Origin of the sequence: Nocardioides limicola (assembly GCF_016827675.1) — a bacterium.
Classification (GTDB): domain Bacteria; phylum Actinomycetota; class Actinomycetes; order Propionibacteriales; family Nocardioidaceae; genus Nocardioides; species Nocardioides limicola.
This window is the reverse complement of sequence record NZ_JAERJA010000002.1, coordinates 368771-391519: the sequence shown is the minus strand read 5'-3', so window position 1 is coordinate 391519 and position 22749 is coordinate 368771. Positions and strand designations below refer to the sequence as shown.

26 protein-coding genes are annotated in these 22749 nt (G+C 68.5%); 10 read left to right on the top strand and 16 right to left on the bottom strand.

What is annotated here, in order from left to right:
- Window positions 1-8: 8 nt before the first annotated feature.
- The 3 genes from JKG67_RS05815 to JKG67_RS05805 are packed head-to-tail and all read left to right on the top strand — an operon-like array spanning window position 9 to window position 1634.
- Window positions 9-473 carry a DUF4395 domain-containing protein gene (locus JKG67_RS05815; protein WP_203336322.1) on the top strand — a complete coding sequence of 155 codons (465 nt, stop codon included), beginning with the start codon at window positions 9-11 and terminating at the stop codon, window positions 471-473.
- Window positions 474-486: 13 nt separating this feature from the next.
- Complete coding sequence (locus tag JKG67_RS05810; RefSeq protein ID WP_203336321.1) at window positions 487-1335, top strand: sulfurtransferase; 849 nt, start codon at window positions 487-489, stop codon at window positions 1333-1335.
- Between the two features lie 2 nt (window positions 1336-1337).
- A complete protein-coding gene (locus JKG67_RS05805) occupies window positions 1338-1634 on the top strand; it encodes a DUF1416 domain-containing protein (protein ID WP_203336320.1) in 297 nt (98 codons plus the stop codon).
- Between the two features lie 128 nt (window positions 1635-1762).
- On the opposite strand, the gene dtd is transcribed toward JKG67_RS05805, so the two are convergent.
- From dtd to JKG67_RS05770, 7 genes are all read right to left on the bottom strand, one after another.
- On the bottom strand, window positions 1763-2203 hold the full coding sequence (gene dtd, locus JKG67_RS05800) for a D-aminoacyl-tRNA deacylase (protein WP_203336319.1): 441 nt from the start codon (window positions 2201-2203) through the stop codon (window positions 1763-1765).
- 1 nt (window position 2204) lies between these two features.
- The gene (locus tag JKG67_RS19040) at window positions 2205-3422 is read right to left on the bottom strand and encodes a glycosyltransferase family 61 protein (protein WP_203336318.1); all 1218 of its coding nucleotides are present in this window, start codon (window positions 3420-3422) and stop codon (window positions 2205-2207) included.
- Window positions 3423-3426: 4 nt separating this feature from the next.
- Entirely contained in the window at window positions 3427-4224 is a 798-nt protein-coding gene (locus JKG67_RS05790; RefSeq protein WP_203336317.1) for an FkbM family methyltransferase, read from the bottom strand.
- Between the two features lie 10 nt (window positions 4225-4234).
- The gene (locus tag JKG67_RS05785) at window positions 4235-5035 is read right to left on the bottom strand and encodes an FkbM family methyltransferase (RefSeq protein WP_203336316.1); all 801 of its coding nucleotides are present in this window, start codon (window positions 5033-5035) and stop codon (window positions 4235-4237) included.
- Entirely contained in the window at window positions 5032-6333 is a 1302-nt protein-coding gene (locus JKG67_RS05780) for an O-antigen ligase family protein (RefSeq protein ID WP_203336315.1), read from the bottom strand. Before JKG67_RS05780 ends, JKG67_RS05785 begins: the two co-directional genes overlap by 4 nt.
- 9 nt (window positions 6334-6342) lie before the next feature.
- Window positions 6343-7854, bottom strand: a complete 1512-nt coding sequence (locus JKG67_RS19035) for a tyrosine-protein kinase domain-containing protein (protein ID WP_203336314.1) — start codon at window positions 7852-7854, stop codon at window positions 6343-6345.
- A gap of 79 nt (window positions 7855-7933) precedes the next feature.
- On the bottom strand, window positions 7934-8293 hold the full coding sequence (locus JKG67_RS05770) for a DsrE family protein (RefSeq protein ID WP_203336313.1): 360 nt from the start codon (window positions 8291-8293) through the stop codon (window positions 7934-7936).
- Window positions 8294-8442: 149 nt separating this feature from the next.
- Here JKG67_RS05770 and JKG67_RS05765 point away from each other — a divergent pair, with 149 nt between their 5' ends.
- From JKG67_RS05765 to ygfZ, 3 genes are read left to right on the top strand one after another with little or no spacing between them, the layout of a single operon-like run.
- Window positions 8443-8937, top strand: coding sequence for a heme-binding beta-barrel domain-containing protein (locus JKG67_RS05765; RefSeq protein ID WP_203336312.1), 495 nt, complete (start codon window positions 8443-8445; stop codon window positions 8935-8937).
- Complete coding sequence (locus JKG67_RS05760; protein WP_203336311.1) at window positions 8934-9371, top strand: Fur family transcriptional regulator; 438 nt, start codon at window positions 8934-8936, stop codon at window positions 9369-9371. The genes JKG67_RS05765 and JKG67_RS05760 overlap by 4 nt, the downstream gene beginning before the upstream one ends.
- The gene (gene ygfZ / locus JKG67_RS05755) at window positions 9368-10333 is read left to right on the top strand and encodes a CAF17-like 4Fe-4S cluster assembly/insertion protein YgfZ (protein ID WP_203336310.1); all 966 of its coding nucleotides are present in this window, start codon (window positions 9368-9370) and stop codon (window positions 10331-10333) included. The genes JKG67_RS05760 and ygfZ overlap by 4 nt, the downstream gene beginning before the upstream one ends.
- Before the next feature lie 7 nt (window positions 10334-10340).
- On the opposite strand, the gene cysN is transcribed toward ygfZ, so the two are convergent.
- The 5 genes from cysN to cysC all read right to left on the bottom strand — a co-directional run bounded on the left by cysN (window position 10341) and on the right by cysC (window position 15687).
- On the bottom strand, window positions 10341-11603 hold the full coding sequence (gene cysN / locus JKG67_RS05750; RefSeq protein ID WP_203336309.1) for a sulfate adenylyltransferase subunit CysN: 1263 nt from the start codon (window positions 11601-11603) through the stop codon (window positions 10341-10343).
- A complete protein-coding gene (gene cysD, locus JKG67_RS05745; protein ID WP_203336308.1) occupies window positions 11603-12517 on the bottom strand; it encodes a sulfate adenylyltransferase subunit CysD in 915 nt (304 codons plus the stop codon). The genes cysN and cysD overlap by 1 nt, the downstream gene beginning before the upstream one ends.
- A 142-nt stretch (window positions 12518-12659) precedes the next feature.
- On the bottom strand, window positions 12660-13826 hold the full coding sequence (locus JKG67_RS05740; protein WP_203336307.1) for a nucleotide sugar dehydrogenase: 1167 nt from the start codon (window positions 13824-13826) through the stop codon (window positions 12660-12662).
- Window positions 13827-13918: 92 nt separating this feature from the next.
- The gene (locus JKG67_RS18420) at window positions 13919-14449 is read right to left on the bottom strand and encodes an arsenate reductase/protein-tyrosine-phosphatase family protein (RefSeq protein WP_307816447.1); all 531 of its coding nucleotides are present in this window, start codon (window positions 14447-14449) and stop codon (window positions 13919-13921) included.
- On the bottom strand, window positions 14446-15687 hold the full coding sequence (cysC, locus tag JKG67_RS18415) for an adenylyl-sulfate kinase (protein ID WP_307816446.1): 1242 nt from the start codon (window positions 15685-15687) through the stop codon (window positions 14446-14448). Before cysC ends, JKG67_RS18420 begins: the two co-directional genes overlap by 4 nt.
- Before the next feature lie 177 nt (window positions 15688-15864).
- Here cysC and JKG67_RS05730 point away from each other — a divergent pair, with 177 nt between their 5' ends.
- Both JKG67_RS05730 and JKG67_RS05725 read left to right on the top strand, forming a co-directional pair.
- The gene (locus JKG67_RS05730) at window positions 15865-16248 is read left to right on the top strand and encodes a helix-turn-helix domain-containing protein (protein ID WP_203336306.1); all 384 of its coding nucleotides are present in this window, start codon (window positions 15865-15867) and stop codon (window positions 16246-16248) included.
- Window positions 16249-16307: 59 nt separating this feature from the next.
- Window positions 16308-16943 (top strand): hypothetical protein, encoded by a 636-nt coding sequence (locus JKG67_RS05725; protein ID WP_203336305.1) that lies wholly within the window; start codon window positions 16308-16310, stop codon window positions 16941-16943.
- A gap of 103 nt (window positions 16944-17046) precedes the next feature.
- Here JKG67_RS05725 and JKG67_RS05720 read toward each other — a convergent pair whose 3' ends face one another.
- Window positions 17047-18576: a sugar transferase gene (locus JKG67_RS05720; RefSeq protein ID WP_203336304.1), complete on the bottom strand. Its 1530-nt coding sequence runs from the start codon at window positions 18574-18576 to the stop codon at window positions 17047-17049.
- Window positions 18577-18684: 108 nt separating this feature from the next.
- Here JKG67_RS05720 and JKG67_RS05715 point away from each other — a divergent pair, with 108 nt between their 5' ends.
- On the top strand, window positions 18685-18984 hold the full coding sequence (locus tag JKG67_RS05715) for a DUF2516 family protein (protein WP_203336303.1): 300 nt from the start codon (window positions 18685-18687) through the stop codon (window positions 18982-18984).
- An 89-nt stretch (window positions 18985-19073) separates the two neighbouring features.
- A complete protein-coding gene (locus JKG67_RS05710; protein WP_238997975.1) occupies window positions 19074-19442 on the top strand; it encodes a phosphomannose isomerase type II C-terminal cupin domain in 369 nt (122 codons plus the stop codon).
- On the opposite strand, the gene JKG67_RS05705 is transcribed toward JKG67_RS05710, so the two are convergent.
- The 3 genes from JKG67_RS05705 to gmd form a co-directional block, all read right to left on the bottom strand.
- Window positions 19397-20689, bottom strand: coding sequence for a hypothetical protein (locus JKG67_RS05705; protein ID WP_203336302.1), 1293 nt, complete (start codon window positions 20687-20689; stop codon window positions 19397-19399). The genes JKG67_RS05710 and JKG67_RS05705 overlap by 46 nt on opposite strands.
- Before the next feature lie 94 nt (window positions 20690-20783).
- Window positions 20784-21734 carry a GDP-mannose 4,6-dehydratase gene (locus JKG67_RS05700; RefSeq protein WP_203336301.1) on the bottom strand — a complete coding sequence of 317 codons (951 nt, stop codon included), beginning with the start codon at window positions 21732-21734 and terminating at the stop codon, window positions 20784-20786.
- Window positions 21731-22717 carry a GDP-mannose 4,6-dehydratase gene (gmd, locus tag JKG67_RS05695; RefSeq protein ID WP_203336300.1) on the bottom strand — a complete coding sequence of 329 codons (987 nt, stop codon included), beginning with the start codon at window positions 22715-22717 and terminating at the stop codon, window positions 21731-21733. Before gmd ends, JKG67_RS05700 begins: the two co-directional genes overlap by 4 nt.
- Window positions 22718-22749: the final 32 nt, after the last annotated feature.

Here is a 22749-nt window from a genome sequence, read left to right as displayed (position 1 = left end):
GGAGAACCATGTCCACCACCGGGATCGACCCGCGCGGGCCCCGCTTCTCGGCCGCCGTCACCGTCGTACTGCTTGCTGCAGTGCTGCTGCTGGCGCCGCACCGGGCTGCCGTGGCCCTGCTCGCCCTGCAGGCGCTCTTCTTCGCACACGCAGCCCTGCTGGGTGTGCAGCGGACGCCGCACGCCTGGATATTCCGTCGACTGATCCGACCGCGTCTCAGTGCGCCGACCGAGCTCGAGGACCCGGCCCCGCCGCAGTTCGCGCAAGCGGTCGGCCTCGTCTTCGCGGTCGTCGGCCTGATCGGGTACCTCGTCGGCGCGCCCCTGCTCGGCGCCATCGCAGTGGGAGCGGCCCTGGCCGCCGCACTCCTCAACGCAGCCTTCGGCTTCTGCCTCGGTTGCGAGATCTACCTGTTGTTCAAGCGCAGCACTGCACCCCTCACCGTCAGCACACCCACCACCACAACCAAGTAGGAGCATCACACTTATGAGTCGCGAGAACTCACTCGTCTCCGCCGCCTGGGTCGAGGCCAACCTCGACACCCCCGGCATCGTCCTGATCGAGGTCGACGAGGACACCACGTCGTACGACAAGGGCCACATTCGTGGTGCCATCAAGCTGGACTGGAGCACCGACCTGCAGGATCAGGTGCGTCGTGACTTCGTGAGCCGGGAGCAGTTCTCTGCGCTCCTCTCCGAGCGCGGCGTGAGCAACGACGACACCGTCGTGCTCTATGGCGGCAACAACAACTGGTTCGCCGCCTACGCCTACTGGTACTTCAAGCTCTACGGGCACGGGGACGTCAAGCTCCTCGACGGTGGCCGCAAGAAGTGGGAGCTGGACTCCCGCGAGCTCGTCAACGAGGTGCCCAGCCGCCCCGCCACCGAGTACGTCGCCAAGGACCAGGACCTGTCCATCCGAGCGTTCCGCGACGAGGTCGTGGCCGCGATCGGCACCCAGAACCTGGTCGACGTGCGCAGCCCCGACGAGTTCGCCGGTCGGCTCCTGGCTCCCGCCCACCTGCCGCAGGAGCAGGCGCAGCGCGCCGGGCACATCACCACTGCGGTCAGCGTCCCGTGGAGCAAGGCAGCCAACGACGACGGCACCTTCCGGTCCGACGACGAGTTGCGCGAGATCTACACCGAGGCCGGCGTCGACTGGAACAAGGACACCATCGCCTACTGCCGGATCGGTGAGCGCTCCTCGCACACCTGGTTCGTGCTGCAGGAGATCCTCGGTGAGGAGAACGTGAAGAACTACGACGGTTCCTGGACCGAGTACGGCTCCCTCGTCGGTGTGCCGATCACCCTCGGCGACGAGCCCGGGGAGGCCTGAGCATGTGCGGAGCCACTGAGGGTGGGCTGTCCCTGGACGGCGTCAACACCAAGATCGAGGCCATCATCCAGGGCCAGGTGCTGCGTGGCGGCGAGCCGGTGAGCACCGGCTACGTGCGGCTCCTGGACCGCACCGGCGAGTTCACCGCCGAGGTGCCGTTGTCGGCGTCGGGTCACTTCCGGTTCTTCGCCGGCGACGGCGACTGGACGCTGCGCACCCTGGTGCCGCAGGCGGACCCGGTCGACCGTGCCGTGGTCGCGAAGACCGGTGTGGTGGCCGAAGTCGCCATCGACGTCTGACGCCACGACGGGCCCCGACCGCTTCGGCGGTCGGGGCCCGTTCTGCATGCTGCGGCCCAAGTCGATGCGGATGGGGCCCAAGTCGATGCGGATGGGGCCCAACTCGGCGCGGATGGGGCCCAACTCGGTCAGGGGGAGTCGAGAATCAGGGTCACCGGGCCGTCGTTGACCGAGGCGACCGCCATGTCGGCGCCGAAGACGCCGCGGGCCACCCGCACACCCAGACCGGCGAGGTCATCACAGACCGCGTCGTAGAGGGGTTCGCTGACCGGTCCCGGGGCGGCGGCCTGCCAGGTCGGCCGGCGACCCTTGCGGGCATCGCCGTACAGCGTGAACTGGCTGACCACCAGGGCCTCGGAGGGCTCGCTGGCGGCCACCAGGTCAGACAGCGAGCGTTCCTCACGCAGCAACCGGAGGCCGGCCAGCTTGCGGGCCATCCAGGCCACCTGCTCCGGACCGTCAGCGTGGCTGACACCCAGGTAGACCAGCAACCCCGGTCCGATCTCGCCGACCAGCACACCCTCCACCTCGACGGAGGCGGCGGTGACGCGTTGGATCACCGCACGCACGTCAGCCGGCCAGCAACTCGGTGACCATGTCTGCGAAGACGTCGGGGTCCACGGTGATGTCGTCGTACACGTTCTGCATCGGCGCGCCCGGCGGCCTCGGGTCATCGGGCAACCCCACCAGGTAGCGGTACTTCGACTCAGCGATGTTGGCGGTGATCGTCCAGTAGCCCGGGTTCAGATAGCGTGGCGCGAAGAGTTCCAGCACCCGCACACCGACCGGAGCGAAGACCAGATTGGTCAGACCGGCTCCGTGCGGTCCGACCACCACCTCGGCTGCGGCGAACTGGTCGATCTGATCGGCGACCGAGTGCTGGCCAGGGTCGAAGACCTCGAACCCCAGCGGGGTCAACAGGCGCAACAGGGCCTGCTCGTTGACCACCCGGCGACTGTTGCGTCGGTCGCCACGGGTCACGTAGATCCGTTTCGGAAGCCCTTGGGTACGCCGGGGCCTGAGGTTCTCCCGGATCCACGCGGTGGTCTGCGGGGGAGCGAGGTTCTCCGCGTTCGGCAGGCTCGGCGCCCAGAGTCGATCCGCCTGCAAGGCGACGTGCTTGGTGGCCTCGATGCACGGCACCTCGTCAAGCCCCAGCAGTGTCAGGTACTCCCGTGCGAACCGGGTGTTGCGGTTCACCAGCACCGCATCCGGGTGTGCCCCGGGCATCGACTCGGTGAAGATCGCGTACCTCTCCACCAGGTCCATCAGCACGTGGTAGTAGTTCACGCCGGTGCCTCGGGTCGCCAACGACAGCAGGTCCCCGGAGACGTGCTCCATCCGGGGCAGTCGCGGCCGCAGGTACAGCGGATGCTCGTGCCAACCGTGCACCCCGAAGTAGTGGCTGGTCTCGAAGTCGAGGAGTCCGCCCGGTGTCAGGTGCGCGGCGTAGTTGCCGACGACCCGCCCGTGGTCGATCTCCAGGGTGAACCGAGCCCCCAGGTCGACGTCACGCAGCGACTCGAAGTACCAGTGCCCCGGCGGGGTGCCGATCGGTGCCGGCCGGCTCAGTGAGGTGGCCGGGCCACTGGTATGGATCCGGACCGCGTCCGGTTCGGCCGCGACCGTGTCCACCGACCGGGAGGTGCCCCGGACCGGCAGCGCGCGTGGGCCGGAGTAGCGGTGCGCGAGCCGCCGGGTGAGCGCCCCGGTCCGTCGGGTGGCCATCCGGTGAGCCCGTTTGACCAGCGGGAACGCCGGTTCCAGTGCTGCAGGGAGCCGTGGCACCTGGTCAGGCTCCTCGGGAGAACCAGGCCAGCCCGAGCCCCGGGCGACCTTCGGGCCGGTGCTGGACCAGATCGAGGCCGACCCGGGCGAAGAAGTCGACCAGCTCCTCGACGCTGTGCCCGGGGACCGGGTGGTATTCCATCACCACCCGCTGCACCGGAGCCCAGATCGCCTCCGGTGAGCTCAGCACGGCGTCGTACTCGGCCCCCTCGGCATCCATCTTGACCACCTCGACCCGGCCGCCGGCCAGTGCGACCGCCGTCGCCATCGTCGCGCAGGGGACGGTGACCATGGTCGCCGTGTCGCCGGGGGCGGTGATGCCGTTGTGGACGCTCGCAGCGCCGAGGTCGGCGAACTCGAGCGTCCCGTCATGGTCGGAGATGGCCACCGCGTGCGGATGGATCCGATCCCCGAGGTCATTGCCGGCGACGTTGCGCTGCAGCCACTCAGCTGTCTCCGGGGACGCCTCGTAGGCATGCACGTGCGCCTGGGGGGAGTGCCGGGCGATGGCCACCGCGAAGGCACCGACCTGACTGCCGACGTCGAGGACGTGGAAGTCCGGCCGCAGGCCGGCGGTCAGGTCCCCGAGCCGGTAGGTGTCCTCGACGAAGTGCTCGTAGACGGCCAGTCGCGCGCCCGCGACGTTGGGGGTGGCGACCGCCGCTCCGCTGCGGGTGCGGAAGGTGAGTTCCGCACGTGGCCAGGGGGAGCGGGACGAGGCCATCGCAAGCAGCACGGACGGACCATTGGCGAAGCGCAGGGTCTGACGGACCCGGCGCAGGGCGTACGACGGTGGGCGCATGGCGGTCAGGCTATCGCCGGTCGAGCCAGAGGATGCCCGCGGTGCCGCCGCTCTCCCGGCGTGTCACCTCGAAGCCGGCGCCGACCAGGAACCTCTCCAGCTCCGCAGCGTCCTGGCCAGGGACGGCGTGGTGCTCCAGGACGATCCTGGAGACGGTCTCCCAGTCCTCGGCGGAGCTGTTGAGGACGATGTCGTACTCGGCACCCTCGGTGTCCATCTTGACCAGGTCCACGGTGCCGCCCGCGGCCCGCACGGCATCGCCGAAGGTGACTGCCGGGACGGTCGCTATCGCGGTCGGGTGCCCGCTTCGCTGGGCGGCGGTCACGCCGTTGAGTCCGCTGCCTCGGCCGTTGTCGGCGAACTCGAGAGTGCCGGTGACTCCAGCCACAGCGCTGTGGTGCGGGTGCACGCGGTCGCTCAACTCGTTCTGCTCGACGTTGCGGAACAACCACTGGGCAGTGACCGGTGATGCCTCGTAGGTGTGCACGCGGGCTTCCCGGCTGTGCTTGGCCAGGGCGACCGAGAAGCAGCCGACGTGGCCACCGATGTCCAAGGCCACCAGGTCCGGGCGTAGGCCTTCGGTCAACGCGTCGTAGTCGTAGGCGTCCTCGACGAACACCTCGTAGATGGGCACCCGGGCGCCCGGCTGGTTGGGCGTGTCGATCACCGTGCCGTCCTTCATCACGAAGCGCAGCGCGTCACGACGCAGGGGGGTGCGGCTGGTGGCGATGGACCACAGCACCTGGGGCGCGTTGCGGAAGCGCCCGGTCTGGCGCAGTCGGTGCATCGCGAAGCTGGGGTTGCGAATCACGTGGTCTCCTTGGCGGGACTGAACTCGGTCCGATCATGGTCGCTTTGCTGTGGATCGGTGTCGGGCACCGAGGCAAGGATGCCCAATGCCAGACCGACCCAGACAATCCGGTCCCAGACGCTGGGCGTCACCGGCGCCACCACGGCGTACGAGACCGCCACGTAGCAGAGCGCTCGACGGTCGCCGCGGGCGAAGAGTGGCCGCATCAGCGACCAGCCGATCATCAGGAAGCCAGCGAGGCCGACGACGCCCAGTGCCACTGCGATCTGCAGGTAGGCGTTGTGTGCCTCGAACTGTTCGTTGGTGAACCCGTTGCCGAGCAGCGGACTGGCCAAGAACTGGTCCCAGTAGATCTCCAGGGTTATGTTGCGGTGTTGGTCGGACAGGCTCGCCCCGTAGTCGCCGGGCAGGATCCGGGCCACGGCCGAGCCAGGCCCCAGATAGTCGACCAGCCACTGCAGGGTCAGCGCCAACGTCAGCCCTCCGGAGAGGACCCACCAGGCCGACAGCACCGAGCGCTCGATCATCACCACCATCAGCACCAGGGCGATCAGCCCGAGTGTCGAGGCGCGGCTACCGCTGACAAGGCCGCCGTAGAGGCAGATGCCGCCGGCGACCCAGACCACCCACCGGTACTCCCGGGGCGTGCGGTGGTGCAGGTAGATGCACAGGGCTACGGCGACCATCGCGGCCAGGCCGTAGTAGTTGGGGTGCCGGGTCAGCCCGACATGGCGACCGTGCACGGTGCCACCGAGGGTGAGGCCGTAGACGGTGCTGACCACCTGGCCGCCGACGTACCCCCAGCAGAGCGCGTTGACCCACCGCGTCGGCGGTGACCACCAGGCGAACGCCAAGGGGAGCATGACCGCGGCAATGAGCAGTCGGATCGCCAGCATGAAACTCTCGGTGGGGTTGCTGGCCATGGCCGAGGAGAGCAGCACCGCGGTGAGCAGCACGGCCACCCCGAGCAGGTAGAGACCGGGCACATGGGCCCGCCGCCGCATCATGGTGGGCACCAGCAGGGCGAAGCCCACCGCCACCGCCATGTCGGAGGCGTTGAGCAGCGACGTCTCGCCGGGCCGGATGTCGTCGAGCGGCGCCAGTGCCATCGCGGCGATCAGGCAGAGGGCTCCGGTCAAGCGGGGCCCGAGCACGCAGACGACGGTGAGTCCCAGCGCAGCCCCGACGGCCAGGATGGCGAAGATGGTGCCGCGGGTGGCCAGCCCGGCCAGGGCGACCACGAGCAGGCCGAAGGTTGCCACCAGGGCGACCCGGCCAGTGACACCGTCACCGGTCACGTCAGGGGCTCACTTGCTCACGTCGGCGCCGTCATCGGCTCGTTTGCGGGCACTGCGAGAGGACTTGGCTCTGTCGCCGGCACGGCTCTTGTCGCTGCGCTTGGCCTTGGCCCGGTCCCCCTTGCGCCCGAACCTTCCGGGCGTCTTGCGGCTGGTGTCGGCACCAGGGCGGGTGGCCTCGTAGTAGTAGTAGTAATAGTGGTAGCCCTCGGCGGCGCGCTTGGGCACCATGTTCACCACCACGCCGTGCAGTCGGCCGCCGACGCCGCGGACCCGGGCCGAGGCGACCTCCAACTGCTCCCGCTTGGTCTTCCCATAGCGGGTCACCATCAGCACGCCGTCGGTGATGGTGCCCAGGATCGAGGCGTCGGAGACGGGCAGCAGCGGCGGCGCGTCGATGACCACGGTGTCGTAGGAGTCGCGTAGCGCGTGCAGCAGGTCCCGGGCCGCGTGCGTCTGCAGGATCTCGGTCGGGTTCGGGGGTGTCGGGCCACTGGCCAGCACGTGTACGCCGGACTCCTGGTGCACCTGGATGGCCTCGGCCGGGGTGTTCCGGCCGACCAGCACGGTGGTGAAACCGATCGAGCGGTCCAGGCCCAGCAGTTGGGCGACCCGGGGCCGACGGAGGTCGGCGTCCACGATCAGGACCCGTTGACCGGCCTGGGCCAAGGTGATGGCCAGGTTCACGGCGGTGTGGGTCTTGCCCTCGCCGGCGACGGCGCTGGTGATCACCAGCGACCGCAGGTCGTGGTCGATGTCGAGGTACTGCAGGTTGGTGCGCAGCAGCCGGAACGCCTCGCCGCGGGGCGAGAAGCCGCTCACGTCGGTGAGCAGCGGCTCCTTGGGGATCCGCCGTTCGGTGCCCACGCTGGCCATCACCGGCGCCGCCGCGAGCTCCTTGATGTCGTCGGCGAGCTTGACGGTGTTGTCGAGCAGCTCCCGGACGGTGGCCAGGCCCACGCCGAGCAGCAGGCCGATCAGCGCCGCGACCGAGAGGTTGAGGGCGATCTGTGGTGAGACCGGGTTGGGTTGGAAGTCCGCGGCGTCGGTGATGTGCGCGTTCACCTGGGGCTGCAACTGGCCGGGCGGGGTCTCCAGTTCCTCGACATAGGTGACGAGCAGTTGTGAGCCGGTGCGGGCGATCACTTGCGCCCGGGCAGGGTCACGGTCGGTCACGGTGAAGGTGAGGATGACCGTGTCGACCGCGGACTCCGCGCGGATCTTGCGACCCAGTTGGGTGGTGGACTCGGGCAGCGACAGTTCGGAGATCATCCGGCTGGCCAACTCGGCGTGGCTGGCCAGTTCGGCGTACGACTTCATCCGGGAGGCCACATAGGCGGCGCCGGTGTAGAGCTCGGAGACGATCTGGGCGTCGACGGAGACGTAGATTCTGGCGGTCGACTCGTACTGCTTGGGCATCACGTACGAGATGGCGCCGCTGACCACGAGTCCCAGGAGCAGCATCGAAGTGATCGAACGCCAACGTCGTCGGGCGATCTTCAGCAGGTTTTTGAGTTCCACTCCGTGCCTTCACCGATCAGGGAAACGGTCCGAGCCGTCAGGACCTCCGCAGTCTAGCGGCGTGGCCGAGCCTTCGTGGTCAATAGACCAGCGCTTGGGTGCCTTCGGTGAGGATCTCCTCCACGAAGCCCGCCGCCCCGGCGATCCGGACGCCGTCGAGGACGTCCTCGGCGCCGATGCCACGCCGGTCCGCGCACTGGGTGCACAGGGTGACCTGGCCGCCGGCGAGGACCGCCGCGAGCAGGTCGGCCAGCGGGGCGGCGAGTGGGAGGGCGAACTCCTCGGCCCGTCCGGGCACGGCGAACCAGGCCGCCTCGCCGGTGAGCCAGAGCCCGACATCGGCGCCGGACGCGACCGCGGCGGCGGCCACCGTGAAGGCCTGGTTGCACCGTTCGGGGTCCTCGCCGCCGCAGGTCACCTTGATTCGTAGCCGTGTCATACCCCGACCTTAGCCACTGCGTAGACTCACTGCTGTGGACGCCGTCTTCATCGCTGCAATCATCGGATGCGTTCTCGTGGGCGCCGGTGTCCTGGTGGTCACCGCGGCCCAACTGGCCCGCGGCCGTCGGGTGAAGGGTGAGTGACGCGATGCCGTTCGAGCTTCCGGAGAATCTGCACCCGGACTGCGCACCGATCGCCTGGCTGCTCGGCACCTGGCAGGGCAACGGGCACGGCGACTACCCGAGCATCGATCCGTTCTCGTTCGGCCAGGAGATCATCTTCACCCACGACGGTCGGCCGTTCTTCCACTACCTGGCCCGCTCCTGGATCGTTGACGAGGACGGCAACAAGGTGCGCGACGCCGCCATCGAGACCGGCTTCTGGCGCGCGCGTCCGGGCGGGAAGGTCGAGGTGCTGCTCGTGCATCCGACCGGCATCAGTGAGGTCTGGTACGGCGCGGCGGCGGACGGGCGGGTGGAACTGCACACCGCCGGAGTCTCCTTCACCGAGTCGGCCAAGGAGGTCGCCGGTGGCAAGCGGATGTACGGCAACGTGGACGGGGACCTCCTCTACGCCTACGACATGGCCGCGACCGGACACGAACTGCAGCCGCACCTGTGGGCCAAGCTGACGAGGCGATGAACTCGGACTGGCGGGCGCGGCTGCGGGAGCGGGGCTACCGGCTCACCCCGCAACGCGAACTGGTGCTCGGTGCCGTCGAGGAGTTGGGCCACGCCACCCCCGACCAGGTGCACGCTGAGATACGCCGGCACTCGGCCGCAGTGAATCTCTCCACGGTCTACCGGACCCTGGAGGTGCTCGAGGAGATCGGGCTGATCCGACACACGCATCTCTCCGATCGGGCGCCGACCTATCACTCGATCGGGGGCCGGGAACACTTCCACCTCGTCTGCCGGAATTGTTCGACCGTGACCTCGGTTGACTCAGGTGAGGTGGCCGACCTGACCGGACTGCTGGGGGAGCGCTACGGCTTCACCCCCGACATCGGTCACCTGACCATCTTCGGGACCTGTCACCACTGTGACGGTGCCACCTCTGAGGGGAGCGTTGAGTGACCAGCCCACTGGTGGATCTGCCGGGCGCGGTGACCGCCGCGGGTGTCGACGCCCCGGTCGCCGCGCACTACGGCTCGTTCAACACCGAGCAGCGCACGCTCGCTCGAGGCGAGGGTTTCGTGGACCTCAGTCACCGTGAGGTGATCCGGATCGCCGGCCCGGACCGACTGCGGTGGTTGCACGACCTGACCACGCAGCACCTGCTGGAGCTGCCCCCGGGCGAGTGGACGACGACGCTGATCCTGAGCCCACAGGGCCATGTCGAGCATGCTTTCACCGGCGTGGATGATGGCGAGGTGTTCCTGGCTCACACCGAGCCCGGTCGCGTCGGCCCCTTGATCGAGTTCCTGGACCGGATGCGGTTCCTCAACCAGGTCGAGGTCACCGACGCGAGCGCCGACTGGGCGGTGACCTGGCGGCCCGATTCTTCCGGAGCGGAAGCGGCGCCGGGTCGGTTCGACCTGGTCCCGCGGGACCGACTGGTCGAGTACGCCGGAGCGCTCGGCCCCGCGTGTGGCCTGTGGGCGTTCGAGGCGTTGCGGATCGCCCGGGGCGAGCCGCGGCTGGGGATCGACACCGACCACCGGACCATCCCCAACGAGGTCGGCTGGATCGGCTCGGCCGTGCACCTGGACAAGGGTTGTTATCGCGGTCAGGAGACGGTCGCCCGGGTGCACACGCTGGGACGGCCGCCGCGGCGGCTGGTGCTGTTGCACCTGGACGGTTCGGAGAACCGGCTGCCGACCCCGGGCGCCGAGGTGCGCACGGACGGCGAGGGCTCTCGTGCGGTCGGGTTCGTGGGCAGTGCGGCCCGGCACCACGAGTGGGGCCCGATCGCGCTGGCGCTGATCAAGCGGAACGTACCCGTCGACGAGCAGTTGCTCGCCGACGGGCTCCCCGCAGCTCAGCAGGTCATCGTCGATCCCGAGGTCGGGATGCACGTGCGACCGAAGCTGCGCTGAGTTCGAGTCAGCCGTTGATCATCCCGGCACCGACGGTGATCCCGGTGGCCTCGTCGATCAGGATGAACGAGCCGGTGGTGCGGTTCTTGGAGTAGGGGTCGCACAGCAGTGGCACGGTGGTCCGCAACTGCACCCGGCCGATCTCGTTCAGGTTGAGTTCCTGGCTCTCCTGATCGCGGTGCAGCGTGTTCACGTCCAGCCGGTACTGGATGTCCTTGACCAGGGCTCGGCCGGTGCGGGTGGTGTGCTTGATGGCCAGTTTCTGCCGGGGGCGCAGCGGCTGGTTGGTCATCCAGCAGACCATCGCGTCGATGTCCTGGCTGGGGGTGGGCGCGTTCTTCACCCGGGCGATCATGTCGCCTCGGGAGACGTCCACGTCGTCCTCCAGGTGCACAGTCACCGACATCGGCGGGAACGCTTCGGGGATCTCGCGGTCGAACAGATCGATGCCGGAGATCCTGGTGGTCATCCCCGAGGGGAGGACCACGACCTCGTCGCCGGGCTTGAGGATCCCGCCGGCCACCTGGCCGCCGTACCCGCGGTAGTCGTGGAAGTCGTCCGACTTGGGCCGGATCACGTACTGCACCGGGAAGCGGACATCGACCATGTCCCGGTCCGAGGCCACGTGCACGTGCTCGAGGTGGTACATGAGTGTCGGCCCGGAGTACCAGGGCATCTTCTCCGAGCGGTTCACCACGTTGTCGCCCTGCAGGGCGGAGATCGGGATCACCTGGAGGTCGGGCACGTTCAACTTGGTGGCGAACTGGGTGAACTCGGCGTAGATCCGCTCGAAGACCTCCTCGCTGAAGTCGACGAGGTCCATCTTGTTCACCGCCAGCACCAGGTGCGGCACCCGCAGCAGCGACAGGATCACCGCATGCCGGCGGGACTGCTCGGTCAGGCCCTGACGGGCGTCGACGAGCACCAGGCCGAGGTCGGCGGTGGAGGCGCCGGTGACCATGTTCCGGGTGTACTGCACGTGCCCGGGGGTGTCGGCGATGATGAACTTGCGGTTCGGGGTGGCGAAGTAGCGGTAGGCGACATCGATGGTGATGCCCTGCTCCCGCTCGGACCGCAGTCCGTCGGTGAGCAGCGCCAGGTCGGTGTAGTCGTACCCCTTGGACTGCGAGGTCGCCTCGACCGCCTCGAGCTGGTCCTCGAAGATGGACTTGGAGTCCATCAGGAGTCGACCGATCAGCGTCGACTTGCCGTCGTCGACCGATCCTGCGGTGGCGAAGCGGAGCAGGTCCATCCCGGTCTGGGTGGTCATCAGAAGTAGCCTTCCTTCTTCCGGTCCTCCATCGCGGCCTCGGAGAACCGGTCGTCCCCGCGGGTGGCGCCACGCTCGGTGACCCGGGCGACGGCGACCTCCTCGATGATCTCGTCGATGGTGCTGGCGGTGCTCTCGACGCAACCGGTCAGGGTCAGGTCGCCGACGGTGCGGAAGCGGACGGTCCGTTCGGCGGCCGTCTCGCCCTCACGGAGCGGGTTGTACTCGCTCTGGCTGAGCAGCATCCCGTCGCGCTCGAACACGCTGCGCTGGTGGCTGAAGTAGATCGACGGGATCTCGATGCCCTCGCGGCCGATGTAGTCCCAGATGTCCAGTTCGGTCCAGTTGGAGATCGGGAAGATGCGCATGTGCTCGCCCTCATGCAGCCGCCCGTTGTAGAGGCTCCACAGCTCGGGGCGTTGCATCTTCGGGTCCCACTGACCGAACTCGTCGCGGTGGGAGTAGACCCGCTCCTTGGCGCGCGCCTTCTCCTCGTCGCGGCGACCGCCACCGAAGGCGGCGGTGAAGCCGTTCTCCTCGATCGCGTGCAGCAGGGTGCCGATCTGGAGCCGGTTGCGGCTGGTCTTCCCGTCGTCGACGACGATGCCGTCCGCGATCGCCTGCTCGACACTGGCGACGATCAGGCGTACGCCGAGGCGGTCCACCCAGGAGTCGCGGCAGGAGAGCACCTCGGGGAAGTCGTAGCCGGTGTCCACCTGGAGGACCGGGAACGGGATCTTCGCCGGGTAGAACGCCTTCTCGGCGAGTCGGAGCATCACGATCGAGTCCTTGCCGCCGGAGAACATCAGCACCGGCTTCTCGAACTCGGACGCCACTTCACGGAAGATGTGGATCGACTCCGCTTCCAGCTGGTCCAGCTGGCTCAAACGGTAGTCAGCATACGTCTGCGACATGGATGCGTTGGCCTCTTCTCATTGCGACGAGCGGCCCTCATGGTATCGGCAGGAGGAGTACGCGGCGAACCGGTGCCCGCAGGGTGGCTGTCACGGCGCCCGCACCTTCGGCGCGGGTCGGCCGAACGCGGGGCCGGGCCGGTCAGTCGCGACCGTAGATGTCGCGGGTGTAGACCTTGTCGGCTACATCCTCGAGCAGGGCGGTGCGCCGGTTGGCGATGATCACGTCGGCAGCCTTCTTGAACTCGTCGAGGTCGCGGATCACCTCGGAGTTGAAGAACAGGTCGTCCTCGAGCTCCGGTTCGTAGATGACCACCGGGATCCCCTTCGCCTTGATCCGCTTCATCACTCCCTGGATCGAGGACATCCGGAAGTTGTCCGAGTCCGACTTCATGATCAGCCGGTAGATGCCCACTACCCGCGGGTTGCGCCGCAGCACGTCGGTGGCGATGAAGTCCTTGCGAGTGGTGTTGGCATCCACGATCGCACTGATCAGATTCTGTGGGACATCGCGGTAGTTCGCCTGCAACTGCTTGGTGTCCTTGGGCAGGCAGTAGCCGCCGTACCCGAAGCTGGGGTTGTTGTAGTGCGATCCGATCCTCGGGTCCAGTCCGACGCCTTCGATGATCTGTGCGGTGTCCAGCCCATGGGTCACGGCGTAGGTGTCGAGCTCGTTGAAGTAGGCGACCCGCAGTGCGAGGTAGGTGTTGGCGAAGAGCTTGATCGCCTCGGCCTCGGAGGATCCGGTGACCACGACCGGCACGTCGGCGGTGATCGCCCCCTCGACGAGCAGTTCGGCGAAGCGGCGGGCCGGCTCGGTCTCGCTGCCGACCACGATCCGCGACGGGTGCAGGTTGTCGTGGAGGGCGCGCCCCTCGCGGAGGAACTCGGGGGAGAAGAAGATCGTCGCACCCGGGTACTCCTCACGGACCGCGGCCGTGAACCCGACCGGCACCGTGGACTTGATCACGATCGCCGCGTCGGGTCGAGCCGTTAAGGCGTCCTTGATCACGGCCTCCACCGAGCCGGTGTCGAAGTAGTTCGTCTGCGGGTCGTAGTCCGTTGGGGTCGCGATCAGTACGTACGCCGTGTCCGCGTACGCCTCGTCCTTGTCGGTGGTTGCGGTCAGGTTCAGTGGCCGGGTGGCCAGATACTCCTCGAGTTCGCGGTCAACGATCGGGGACTCCCGTCGGTTGATCCGGGCCACTCTGTCCGCGTCCACGTCCAACGCGACCACTTCGTGGTGTTGGGCGAGGACGACCGCGTTCGACAGGCCGACGTAACCAGTGCCGACGATGGTGATCTTCATGCAGGACAAGGTACGCCGCGAGCGGGCAGTCGGGTCGGGACTCCCACGATGTTCACCTGTGTGACGTCGGATCGTTGTCTTCGCTCAGGGGATCAGGAGTGGTGGGGTGGGATCAGCCGGGGCAGGATCTGGTCGATGCGTGCGGTCATCAGGGCAGCGGCCTCCTGAGCTGCGGCGCGCCCGCGGCGGTAGGGGTCGGGGATGTCGTCGGCCGGGTCCGCGTGGCCGCGCCGGTCACCGAGGTGCTCGATGAGAGCGTGACCGGTCAGGTCGGCGTCGGTCCTGCCGACCTGAGTCGCGAACTGACCGAGGGTGAACACCTTGCGAAACTCCGCGGGATGCTCATCGAGAATGAACGTCCGGTGGCCCGTAGTCGCTGTCAGTACGACGTCGGCCCGGGCGACTATCTCGGCGGTGAGTCGCCGGCTTCGGAAGCCTGAGGCGTCGATGTCGAGGTCGGCCAGAGTGTCGACCACGGTGCGGTACACCGGCTGATCATGGAATCCGTGGGTGCCGGCGCTGGCCACCTCGAGTCCGGCCTGCGCTGAGCAGTACAACTCCATGAACGGCGATCGGCAGATGTTGGCGGTGCAGACGAACAGCACTCGGACCGGTGGGCTCACGTGACCTCGTCCTCGAGGTTGGTGGTGAGGTCCAGGTGCCCGGTGGCGCGCAACGCGGTGAGCACCTCCGACAACGCCTCCTCGATGCTGCGCCCGGTGGTGTCGACGCGTACCGCGGCATCGGTGGGCTCCTCGTACGGCGAGGAGATACCGGTGAAGTCGGGGATCTCGCCTCGGCGGGCCTTGGCGTAGAGGCCCTTGCGGTCGCGGCGTTCGCACTCGGCCAGGGGCGTGGCCACGTGCACCAGGAAGAAGGAGCCGCCGGCTTCCTCCACCATCGTGCGCACCCGCTCGCGGGTGGCTGAGAAGGGGGCGATCGGGGAGCAGACGGCCACCCCGCCGTGGCGGGAGATCTCGGCTGCGACCCAGCCGATCCGGGCGATGTTGGTCTCTCTGTCCTCGCGGGAGAAAGACAATCCGGCGGAGAGGTGGCGTCGCACCACATCGCCGTCGAGGGTGGTCACGGTGCGTTCACCCTGCTCCAGGAGGCGGTCGACGAGTGCCCTGGCCAGGGTGGACTTGCCGCTGCCGGACAGGCCGGTGAAGAAGACGACCAGCCCCTGATCGGCCGGTTCCGGCCGCTCCGCATCCAGGATCCGCAGCACGTCCGGAGGGAAGGTGGCGTCCGGACCAGGGTCGGCGAGGCCGAGCACCACGTCGTCCTGGGCATAGTTGGCGGTGACCCTGGTGCCGAGTTCGTGGTCGACCTCGGCATCGCCGTGGCTGGCCAGCGGGACGGCCACCACCTGGGAGTCATCGACGTACTCCGCCGCGGTGAGGGTGGCCCGGATCAGGCCCACCGGGCTGAGTCCCTCCGGGGTGCCGGTGCCGGCGAACGTCAGCAGCACCACCGGGCCGCCGAGGGCCGCCAACTGGTCCAACTGGGCAAGGCACAGCGGACCGGTGACCGGGACGAAGGTGGCACCGGCGTGGCTGGAGCGGACCTGGGCCGGGGTCAGGTACAGGTGGCGGAACGGACCGAACTGGGCATGGGTCAACGGCTGCACGGTCCCGTCGGCAGCGAGGGTGGCCAGTGGGAGGCCCTCGGGGTCGATCAACTCCACGGGACGGCCGACCAGTTCGTCGGGGAGAGTCAGGGTCACCGGGGATCCCGGCTCATTGAAACGCGCGAGCGGCGCCAACGCCCCGGAGAGTAGCAACTCAAGGTCGTCCAACTCGCTGGGGGTGGGGCAGTGCTGGGGCAGCGGCTCGAGGCTTCCCGGGGTTGTCGTGGACACCCCGCCATCTTGCCAGCCGTACGGCGAGAGCGGATGCACCGGAGCCCTCCAGCCCCGGTGCTAACTCTGGCTAGCGCCGTCTCCTGCAGAGATTCACCGCAAGAAATAATGGTTATGTGAGCAGCCTCACGAGCCATGGATTTGCACTCTGCTTGCAATAGTTAGCACTATGGGGGCATGGCACGAGGAATGGTCTCCAAGACAGTCGAGTCCCTCGGCGACTACCTCAGGGAGCAGCGGACCGAATCCAAGCTCTCTCTGCGGCAGCTCGCGGAGCAGACCGGCGTCTCCAACCCCTACCTCAGCCAGATCGAACGCGGCCTGCGCAAGCCTTCGGCAGAGGTGCTCCAGCAGATCGCGAAGGCTCTGCGGATCTCGGCGGACCAGCTCTATGTCCGCGCCGGCATCCTCAGCGCCGAGGACGTCACCTCCGACTCGGTCGAACGGGCTGTGCTGGCCGACCCAGCACTCACCGAACGACAGAAGCAGTCGTTGCTGGACGTCTACTCGTCGTTCCTCGCCCTGAACGAGGCAAGGCACGCCGGGACCGACTCCGCATGACCGACGGCCCCGGACCCGGGGCGTCGCACCAGAAGATGAACAGATCGAGGAGAATACCGATGGCCAAGTTCGACATCCTGTCCGAGGCGACCAAGGGCCTCTACGCCGGCGCCGGCGTGGCCGAGATCGCCGTGGAGAACGTCCGCGAGACCGTCGCCGACGTGCAGTCCCGCTTGCTCGCTGCCCAGAAGGACGCCAAGGCTCGCGTCGAGGACGTCAGCAAGCAGTTCGCCGACTTCGACTTCGCCCCCAAGACGCTGAGCAGCCAGGCTGGCGCGCTGGTGACGGCTCGCATCGAGGCGCTGAGCAGCACCGCGCAGACACGTCGTACCGAGATCGAGGCACGGGTTGCCGAGTTGCGCGGCCAGGCCAAGGACCTTCCGGCCAAGGTGCAGACCCTGGTCGACGAGAAGGTGACCTCCTTCGGTGGCACCTACGCCGAGCTCGCCAAGCGTGGCGAGGGCTTCGTCGCCAAGCTGCGCAGCAGCGAGGAGTCCGCCAAGAAGGCCGCCGCCACCGCGACCGAGACGGCCAAGAAGACCACCGAGGCCGCGAAGAAGACCGCCACCAAGTCGGCCGCGACCGCCAAGAAGACGGCCAAGAAGACCGCTACCTCCGCGAAGAAGACGGCCAGCAAGACCGCCGCCACCGCGAAGAAGGCCACCGCGAAGAAGGCCACCGCGAAGAAGGCCTGACCTTCTCGCTCGTCGGAACAGCCTGATGTCAGGTGGTTCTGACTGTTGTCAGGGGTTGCAACCCCTGACAACAGTCAGCAACCCCTGACATCAGGCTGTTCTGTCAGTAGGCGCCGCGGGCGCTGAGCACCGCGCGCAGGGTGCGGAACAGGATCGACAGATCCTGCAGCATCGACCAGTTGTCGACGTAGTAGAGGTCTAGTCGGACCGACTCGTCGAAGGTCAGGTCGGACCGGCCGGAGACCTGCCAGAGGCCGGTCATCCCCGGACGAACCCGGAGCCGGTGCCGCATCTGGGGCGGGTACTGGGCCACCTCGGTCGGCAAAGGCGGGCGCGGGCCGACCAGGCTCATCTCGCCGCGCAGCACGTTGAAGAGTTGGGGCAACTCATCGAAGGAGTACCGGCGCAGCCAACGCCCCGGCACCGTGATCCGCGGGTCTTCCTTCAACTTGAAGAGCCCGACGTGACCGTCCACCTTCAGTTCGGAGAGTCTGAGCTCCGCGTCCGGGACCATGGTGCGGAACTTCAAGCACGGGAACGCCTCCTCGTCCTTGCCGATCCTGGTCTGCCGGAAGAAGATCGGCCCCCCGTCGTGGGCCTTGATCCGCAGCGCGATCAGGAGCAGCAGGGGCGAGAAGGCGGTCAACAGTGCCAGCGATCCGACGATGTCGAACAGGCGCTTGGCGCCCCGGGTGGCGGCCCGCCACCGAGGCGCCTCCAGGTGCATCAGCGGCAGCCCCGCCATCGGGCGCACCGTGATCCGACCGGCGGCGATGTCGGTGACGCCGGGCGCCACCACCACCTGTACGCCGTGGGGTTCCAGATCCCAGACCACCTGGCGGGTCGCTTCGGCACTGGCATAGGCGCCGGCGGTGATGAAGACGACGTCGGCATCGTGCTCGGCGGTCACGGCGGCCACGTCGAGGGGATCGCCGAGCACTGGCCAACCGGCGAAGGTGGACTCGGGCCCTCCTCCCGGCGTGAGCGTGCCGACCACTCGGTAGCCCATCCACCGCTCGCGCCCGAGCACGGCAGCGAGCTCGTCGACGTGTGAGGGGCTGCCGACGATCACGGCCTTCAGGCCGACACTGCCACGCTGCCGGGCCGTGTGCAGCGCTGCGCGCAGCGTGAACCGGCCCAGCAACAGCAACGGGACACCGACCAGCACGGCGGTCAGGAAGAAGCCGCGGGAGAGCGGGTAACGGGTCAGGTAGCAGAGGGTTCCGATCAGCCCGGCCGCCAACAGCGAGGCCTGGGCGACCCGACGATACTCATCAGCGCCGGCACCGAAGATCCGGCGCGAGTACCCCCCGATGAGACCGATCGCCAGCAGCCAGCCGACGAGGATCACGGGCAGAGCGACGACGGCGGCATCCTGGGCATCGATCGACGCGGGGGTGGCGAGCAGACCCAGCTGACGCAGCACCAGGGCTACTCCGCAGGCGAGCAGCAACACCAACGCATCGGCGAGCAGCGCGGTGGCCGGGAGCAGGGTCAGAGCCCTGAGGCTGGCACGCGAAGAGAGCGATTCGGTGTCGTGAGTGACCGAGCTGCTCGGCGCTTGGGCGATCGTCGGCGGCACGGGTCGAGGTGCCGGTACGGCGGGCTCAAGCGAGGAGATGGTCTGACTCACGGATCGACCTCCCTTGTCTGGGGGACTTGGTGTCCGACGAAACGCTCTCGGGAGGGTCAACGCGTGACCCGAGCAGAAGTTAGGTGCCGACTCCGCTAAAGTTGAAAAGTGACCGACGCACTCAGCATCCAGGGCTACCTGAGCCTGGCGATCGTGCTTGCCGTCCTGCTGGTCAAGTTGTTCGCGTTCGTCAACGCGGTGATGTACCCCTCGGCCGCCTACGTCGCTGCGGGCAAGCTCACCAAGCCGGCCTGGGCCACCATCTTGGGCCTGGGTCTGGCCGCCCAGGTGCTCTTCCTCGGTCGGGGGCCGCTCGGACTGCTCAACATCGTCTTCACGATTGCGGCGATCGTCTACATCGTCGACGTGCGGCCGGCGCTGGCCTCGGTGACCCGTCCGCGCCGCTGAGAACGATTTTCGTCACCTAGGGGTGCCGGGCTCGTTGCACCGGTACTGTCTGCCGTGTGTTGTCCAAGGAAGAGGAGATCATGTCGCCCATGTCGGAGTCTCGACCCTGGGGGTCGTGGCATGTCATCGACGTCGGTCAGGGCTACAAGGTCAAGAGGATCCACGTGCATCCGGGCCAGCGCCTGTCGTACCAGACCCACGCGCACCGTTCCGAGCACTGGGTGGTGATCTACGGGATGGCCACCTGTGTGGTGGATGGGGTCACCATCGTGGCTGGTCCGGGTGAGTCGATCGATGTCGGTCAGGGTGCGGCCCACCGGATCACCAACCAGCACGCCGAGGAACTGGTGATCATCGAGGTGCAGCGCGGCGCCTACACGGGTGAGGACGACATCTGCCGCCTCGAGGACGACTACGGTCGGGTGGACGAGGTTCGCAGCGAGCCCACCAGCATGTAGGCGAGGACCGCGACGCCGGTGAGCAGACCGGCGCCGGAGGAGTCGAACATCCACGCCACGGCGAAGCCCAGCCCTGTCGAGAGTGCCGCCACCAGCAGGATCATGAACACCAGCGACGCCGGACGAGGCTTGTTCCGGCGATCGACACCGGACGAGGTGGTGACGCGCTGCGCAGGCGGCCTCGGGGCCACGCGGGCGGCCGCAGGTTTGCTGACCGGAGTTGCCCTGGGCCTGGGAGAGGCGCCGGACGAGGACGTGCTCGCACGCCGGCGACCCGCTTCCTCTGCGCGCTTCAGTACGGCCTCGTCGCTGGCCTGACCCGGTGCACGAGGGGCGCCGGGGACGGCGTGGGACGCTGCTGAGGGGGTGCCCTCCGGCGCCCGAGCCGCATGGCGTGGCCCGGCCGCTCCGCCTCCCAGCTGGTCGGCGGCAGCCTGCTCGGCGGCCACCCTCCGGCGTACCGCTTCCTCAGCGAGCGCGATCTGCTGGGCGGCGCGTTCTTCGGCCTCCGCGCGGAGGCGAGCCGCTTCCGCGGCGCGGGCGATCTGCTCGGCAGCCTCTCGCTCCGCCTCGCGACGGGCCTGGACCAGACCCTCCTCGGTGGCCTTGGCGCGGGCTCTGGCAGCGCTGTCCTCCAGCGCCGACACGCGCGCTTCAGCGGCCCTCTCCAACTCCTCGGCACGGCGTCGAGCCTCGGCCTCCAGGGCAGCGGCACGCGCGGTGGCATCGGCTTCGATCTGGGCGGCCCTTTGGGCGGCTGCCTCCTCGGCCGCTGCACGCTGCTCGGCCGCGACCCGTGCCCGCTCCGCGGACTCGGCGGCTTCACGTTCGGCCTGCAGACGTCGGGCGGACGCCTCCTCGGCCTCACGGGCCCGTTCGGTCGCCGCCTGCTCGGCGCGGGTGCGCTCGGCGGCAGCCTCGGCGGCCGCGGCCTGCTCGGCCCTGGCCAGCTCCGCGGCCTCGGCGAGTTCGGCGGCGGCCCGCTCCGCAGCGCGCTGGGTGGCGTCGTCGCGCACCGGATGCCTGGGCGCGGGGACCCGGTCGGCGGAGCCTCGGTCACGCGAGGTGGGGGCCTCCTGCTCGGCCTGAGTCGTCTCGGGGGAGTCGAGGGATTCGTCCTCCGTGGCGCGGCGGCGCCACCAGCGCCGGCCGCCTTCGTCGAAGTCCTCGGGCGCGTCGTCGAGCCCCTCGGTGGCGATCCTGATGACCAGGTCGTCCGAGGGGAATGGTGGCTTCTGCTCGCTCATGGCGTGGGTCTCCAGTGTTCGTGCTCAGTGGTACAACGCAGCACGCGGGGCAAGGTTAGGCGTCACGCTCCCGGAGGCGAGGATACGCAGGTTCTCAGCGCTGCAACTCGGCTTCCATCATTCTGGTCACCAGGGTCTCGAAGTCGACGGTGGGGCGCCACCCCAGCAGTTCTCGTGCCCGGGTGGCGTCACCCGCCATCACCCGGGTCTCCGGGGGGCGGGTCAGTGTGGGGTCGGAGGCGACCAGCGGCTCCCACTCGGTGATCCCGGCGCAGGCGAAGGCCGTGGCCACGAACTCACGGACCGGGCGACTCGTCCCGGAGGCCAGCACGTAGTCGGTGGCGTGTGGAGCCCGTGCCGCCAGGACCATCGCCTGCACGTAGTCGGCGGCCCATCCCCAGTCCCGCCGGGCGCTCAGGTCGCCGAGCAGCAGCCGGTCGGCGCGGCCGTGGGCGATGTCGCTGACTCCAGCGGTGATCCGGCGGGTGACGAAGTCGCGTGGCCGCCGGGGGGATTCGTGGTTGTACAGGATCGCCGCACAGGCATGCAGTCCCCGGCGCCGGTACACGTCAACCATCAGGTGTGCGTACGCCTTGGCTGCGCCGTAGGGGTTGGTGGGCCGGATCGGGGTGGATTCGGTCTGCGGAGCGCTCGGTGGCTCGCCGAAGATCTCCGCACTCGAAGCCTGGACGAAGCGGACCCGATGTCCCCGCGCCTCCTGCACCTGCCAGGCGCTCTCCATCAACGAGACGGCCGCGGCGCCGTTGACCTGGGCGACCAGGTCGGGCTGCTCCCAGGAGCGGGCCACCGAACTCACCGCGGCCAGGTTGTACACCTCATCGGGCTGTACGTCGTGCAGCAGCGCGCGGACCGTCGCGACGTCGCTGAGGTCGTGCTGGTGCAGCACCACCGAGGCGGGCAGGGTGGTCGTGGAACGGGTCCCCGGTTGTGCCAGGCCGTGCACCTCGGCGCCTTCGGCGGCCAGTTGCTCGGCCAGCAGGCTGCCGTCCTGGCCGTGGACCCCGGTGATGAACGCCGTCGTCATGACCTGGCGATGCGGGACTGTTCCGCGAGGTCGTGCTCGACCATCGACTCGATGAGTTCGTGGAAGCCGACCCTCGGCTTCCAGCCGAGAACCTCGCGGGCCTTGGTCGCGTCACCGACCAGCTGATCGACCTCGGCGGGGCGCAGGTAGGCCTCGTGGCTGCGCACAAACGGTGCCCAGTCGTCGATGCCGACCGCGGCGAACGCGATGTCGAGGAGGTCCCGGACCGAGTGCATCTCGCCGGTAGCCACCACGTAGTCGTCGGCGACGGGTTGTTGGAGCATCAGCCACATCGCCTCGACGTAGTCGCCCGCGAACCCCCAGTCCCGCTGGGCGTCCAGGTTGCCCATCACGAGTTCGTCAGCGAGGCCGAGCTTGATCCTGGCCACGCCTCGGCTCACCTTGCGGGTGACGAACTCGGGGCCTCGGCGAGGGGATTCGTGGTTGAACAGGATGCCCGAGGAGGCGTGCATGCCGTAGGACTCGCGGTAGTTGATGGTGAGGTAGTGGCCGTACACCTTGGCCACCGCGTAGGGGGAGCGTGGCCACAGCAGGGTCTTCTCGCGCTGGGGGACCTCCTGCACCTTCCCGAACATCTCCGAACTGGATGCCTGGTAGAAGCGGATGCTGCCGGGGTCCTCGCCGGCCTGGAGGCGGACCGCCTCGAGCATGTTGAGCACCCCCTTGCCGGTGACATCGGAGGTGACGTGCGCGTTCTCCCACGAGTACGCCACGAAGGAGACCGCGCCGAGGTTGTACACCTCGTCCGGCTCGGAGTCGCGCATCGCCCGCATCAGGCTGGACAGATCGGTGAGGTCGCCGTTGTGCAGCACCACGTCCGGCACGGTACGACGTACCAGTTCCCGCTTCGGGTTGTTCTGGCCACGGATCACGCCGTGGACGTCGTACCCCTTCTCGAGGAGCAGCTCGGCCAGGTACAGGCCGTCCTGTCCGGTGATTCCGGTGATCAGCGCGGTAGGCATGCCGCGGCCCTGGTGACAGTCATGGGGAGGAG

What these genes read in the sequence shown, in the direction of transcription:
- JKG67_RS05815 (WP_203336322.1), top strand. Translation starts at nt 9, where the DNA reads ATGTCCACCACCGGGATCGACCCGCGCGGGCCCCGCTTCTCGGCCGCC.
- JKG67_RS05810 (WP_203336321.1), top strand. Translation starts at nt 487, where the DNA reads ATGAGTCGCGAGAACTCACTCGTCTCCGCCGCCTGGGTCGAGGCCAAC.
- JKG67_RS05805 (WP_203336320.1), top strand. Translation starts at nt 1,338, where the DNA reads ATGTGCGGAGCCACTGAGGGTGGGCTGTCCCTGGACGGCGTCAACACC.
- JKG67_RS05790 (WP_203336317.1), bottom strand. Translation starts at nt 4,224, where the DNA reads ATGCGCCCACCGTCGTACGCCCTGCGCCGGGTCCGTCAGACCCTGCGC.
- JKG67_RS05770 (WP_203336313.1), bottom strand. Translation starts at nt 8,293, where the DNA reads ATGACACGGCTACGAATCAAGGTGACCTGCGGCGGCGAGGACCCCGAA.
- JKG67_RS05765 (WP_203336312.1), top strand. Translation starts at nt 8,443, where the DNA reads ATGCCGTTCGAGCTTCCGGAGAATCTGCACCCGGACTGCGCACCGATC.
- JKG67_RS05760 (WP_203336311.1), top strand. Translation starts at nt 8,934, where the DNA reads ATGAACTCGGACTGGCGGGCGCGGCTGCGGGAGCGGGGCTACCGGCTC.
- cysN (WP_203336309.1), bottom strand. Translation starts at nt 11,603, where the DNA reads ATGACCACCCAGACCGGGATGGACCTGCTCCGCTTCGCCACCGCAGGA.
- cysD (WP_203336308.1), bottom strand. Translation starts at nt 12,517, where the DNA reads ATGTCGCAGACGTATGCTGACTACCGTTTGAGCCAGCTGGACCAGCTG.
- JKG67_RS05740 (WP_203336307.1), bottom strand. Translation starts at nt 13,826, where the DNA reads ATGAAGATCACCATCGTCGGCACTGGTTACGTCGGCCTGTCGAACGCG.
- JKG67_RS05730 (WP_203336306.1), top strand. Translation starts at nt 15,865, where the DNA reads ATGGCACGAGGAATGGTCTCCAAGACAGTCGAGTCCCTCGGCGACTAC.
- JKG67_RS05725 (WP_203336305.1), top strand. Translation starts at nt 16,308, where the DNA reads ATGGCCAAGTTCGACATCCTGTCCGAGGCGACCAAGGGCCTCTACGCC.
- JKG67_RS05710 (WP_238997975.1), top strand. Translation starts at nt 19,074, where the DNA reads ATGTCGGAGTCTCGACCCTGGGGGTCGTGGCATGTCATCGACGTCGGT.
- JKG67_RS05705 (WP_203336302.1), bottom strand. Translation starts at nt 20,689, where the DNA reads ATGAGCGAGCAGAAGCCACCATTCCCCTCGGACGACCTGGTCATCAGG.
- JKG67_RS05700 (WP_203336301.1), bottom strand. Translation starts at nt 21,734, where the DNA reads ATGACGACGGCGTTCATCACCGGGGTCCACGGCCAGGACGGCAGCCTG.
- gmd (WP_203336300.1), bottom strand. Translation starts at nt 22,717, where the DNA reads ATGCCTACCGCGCTGATCACCGGAATCACCGGACAGGACGGCCTGTAC.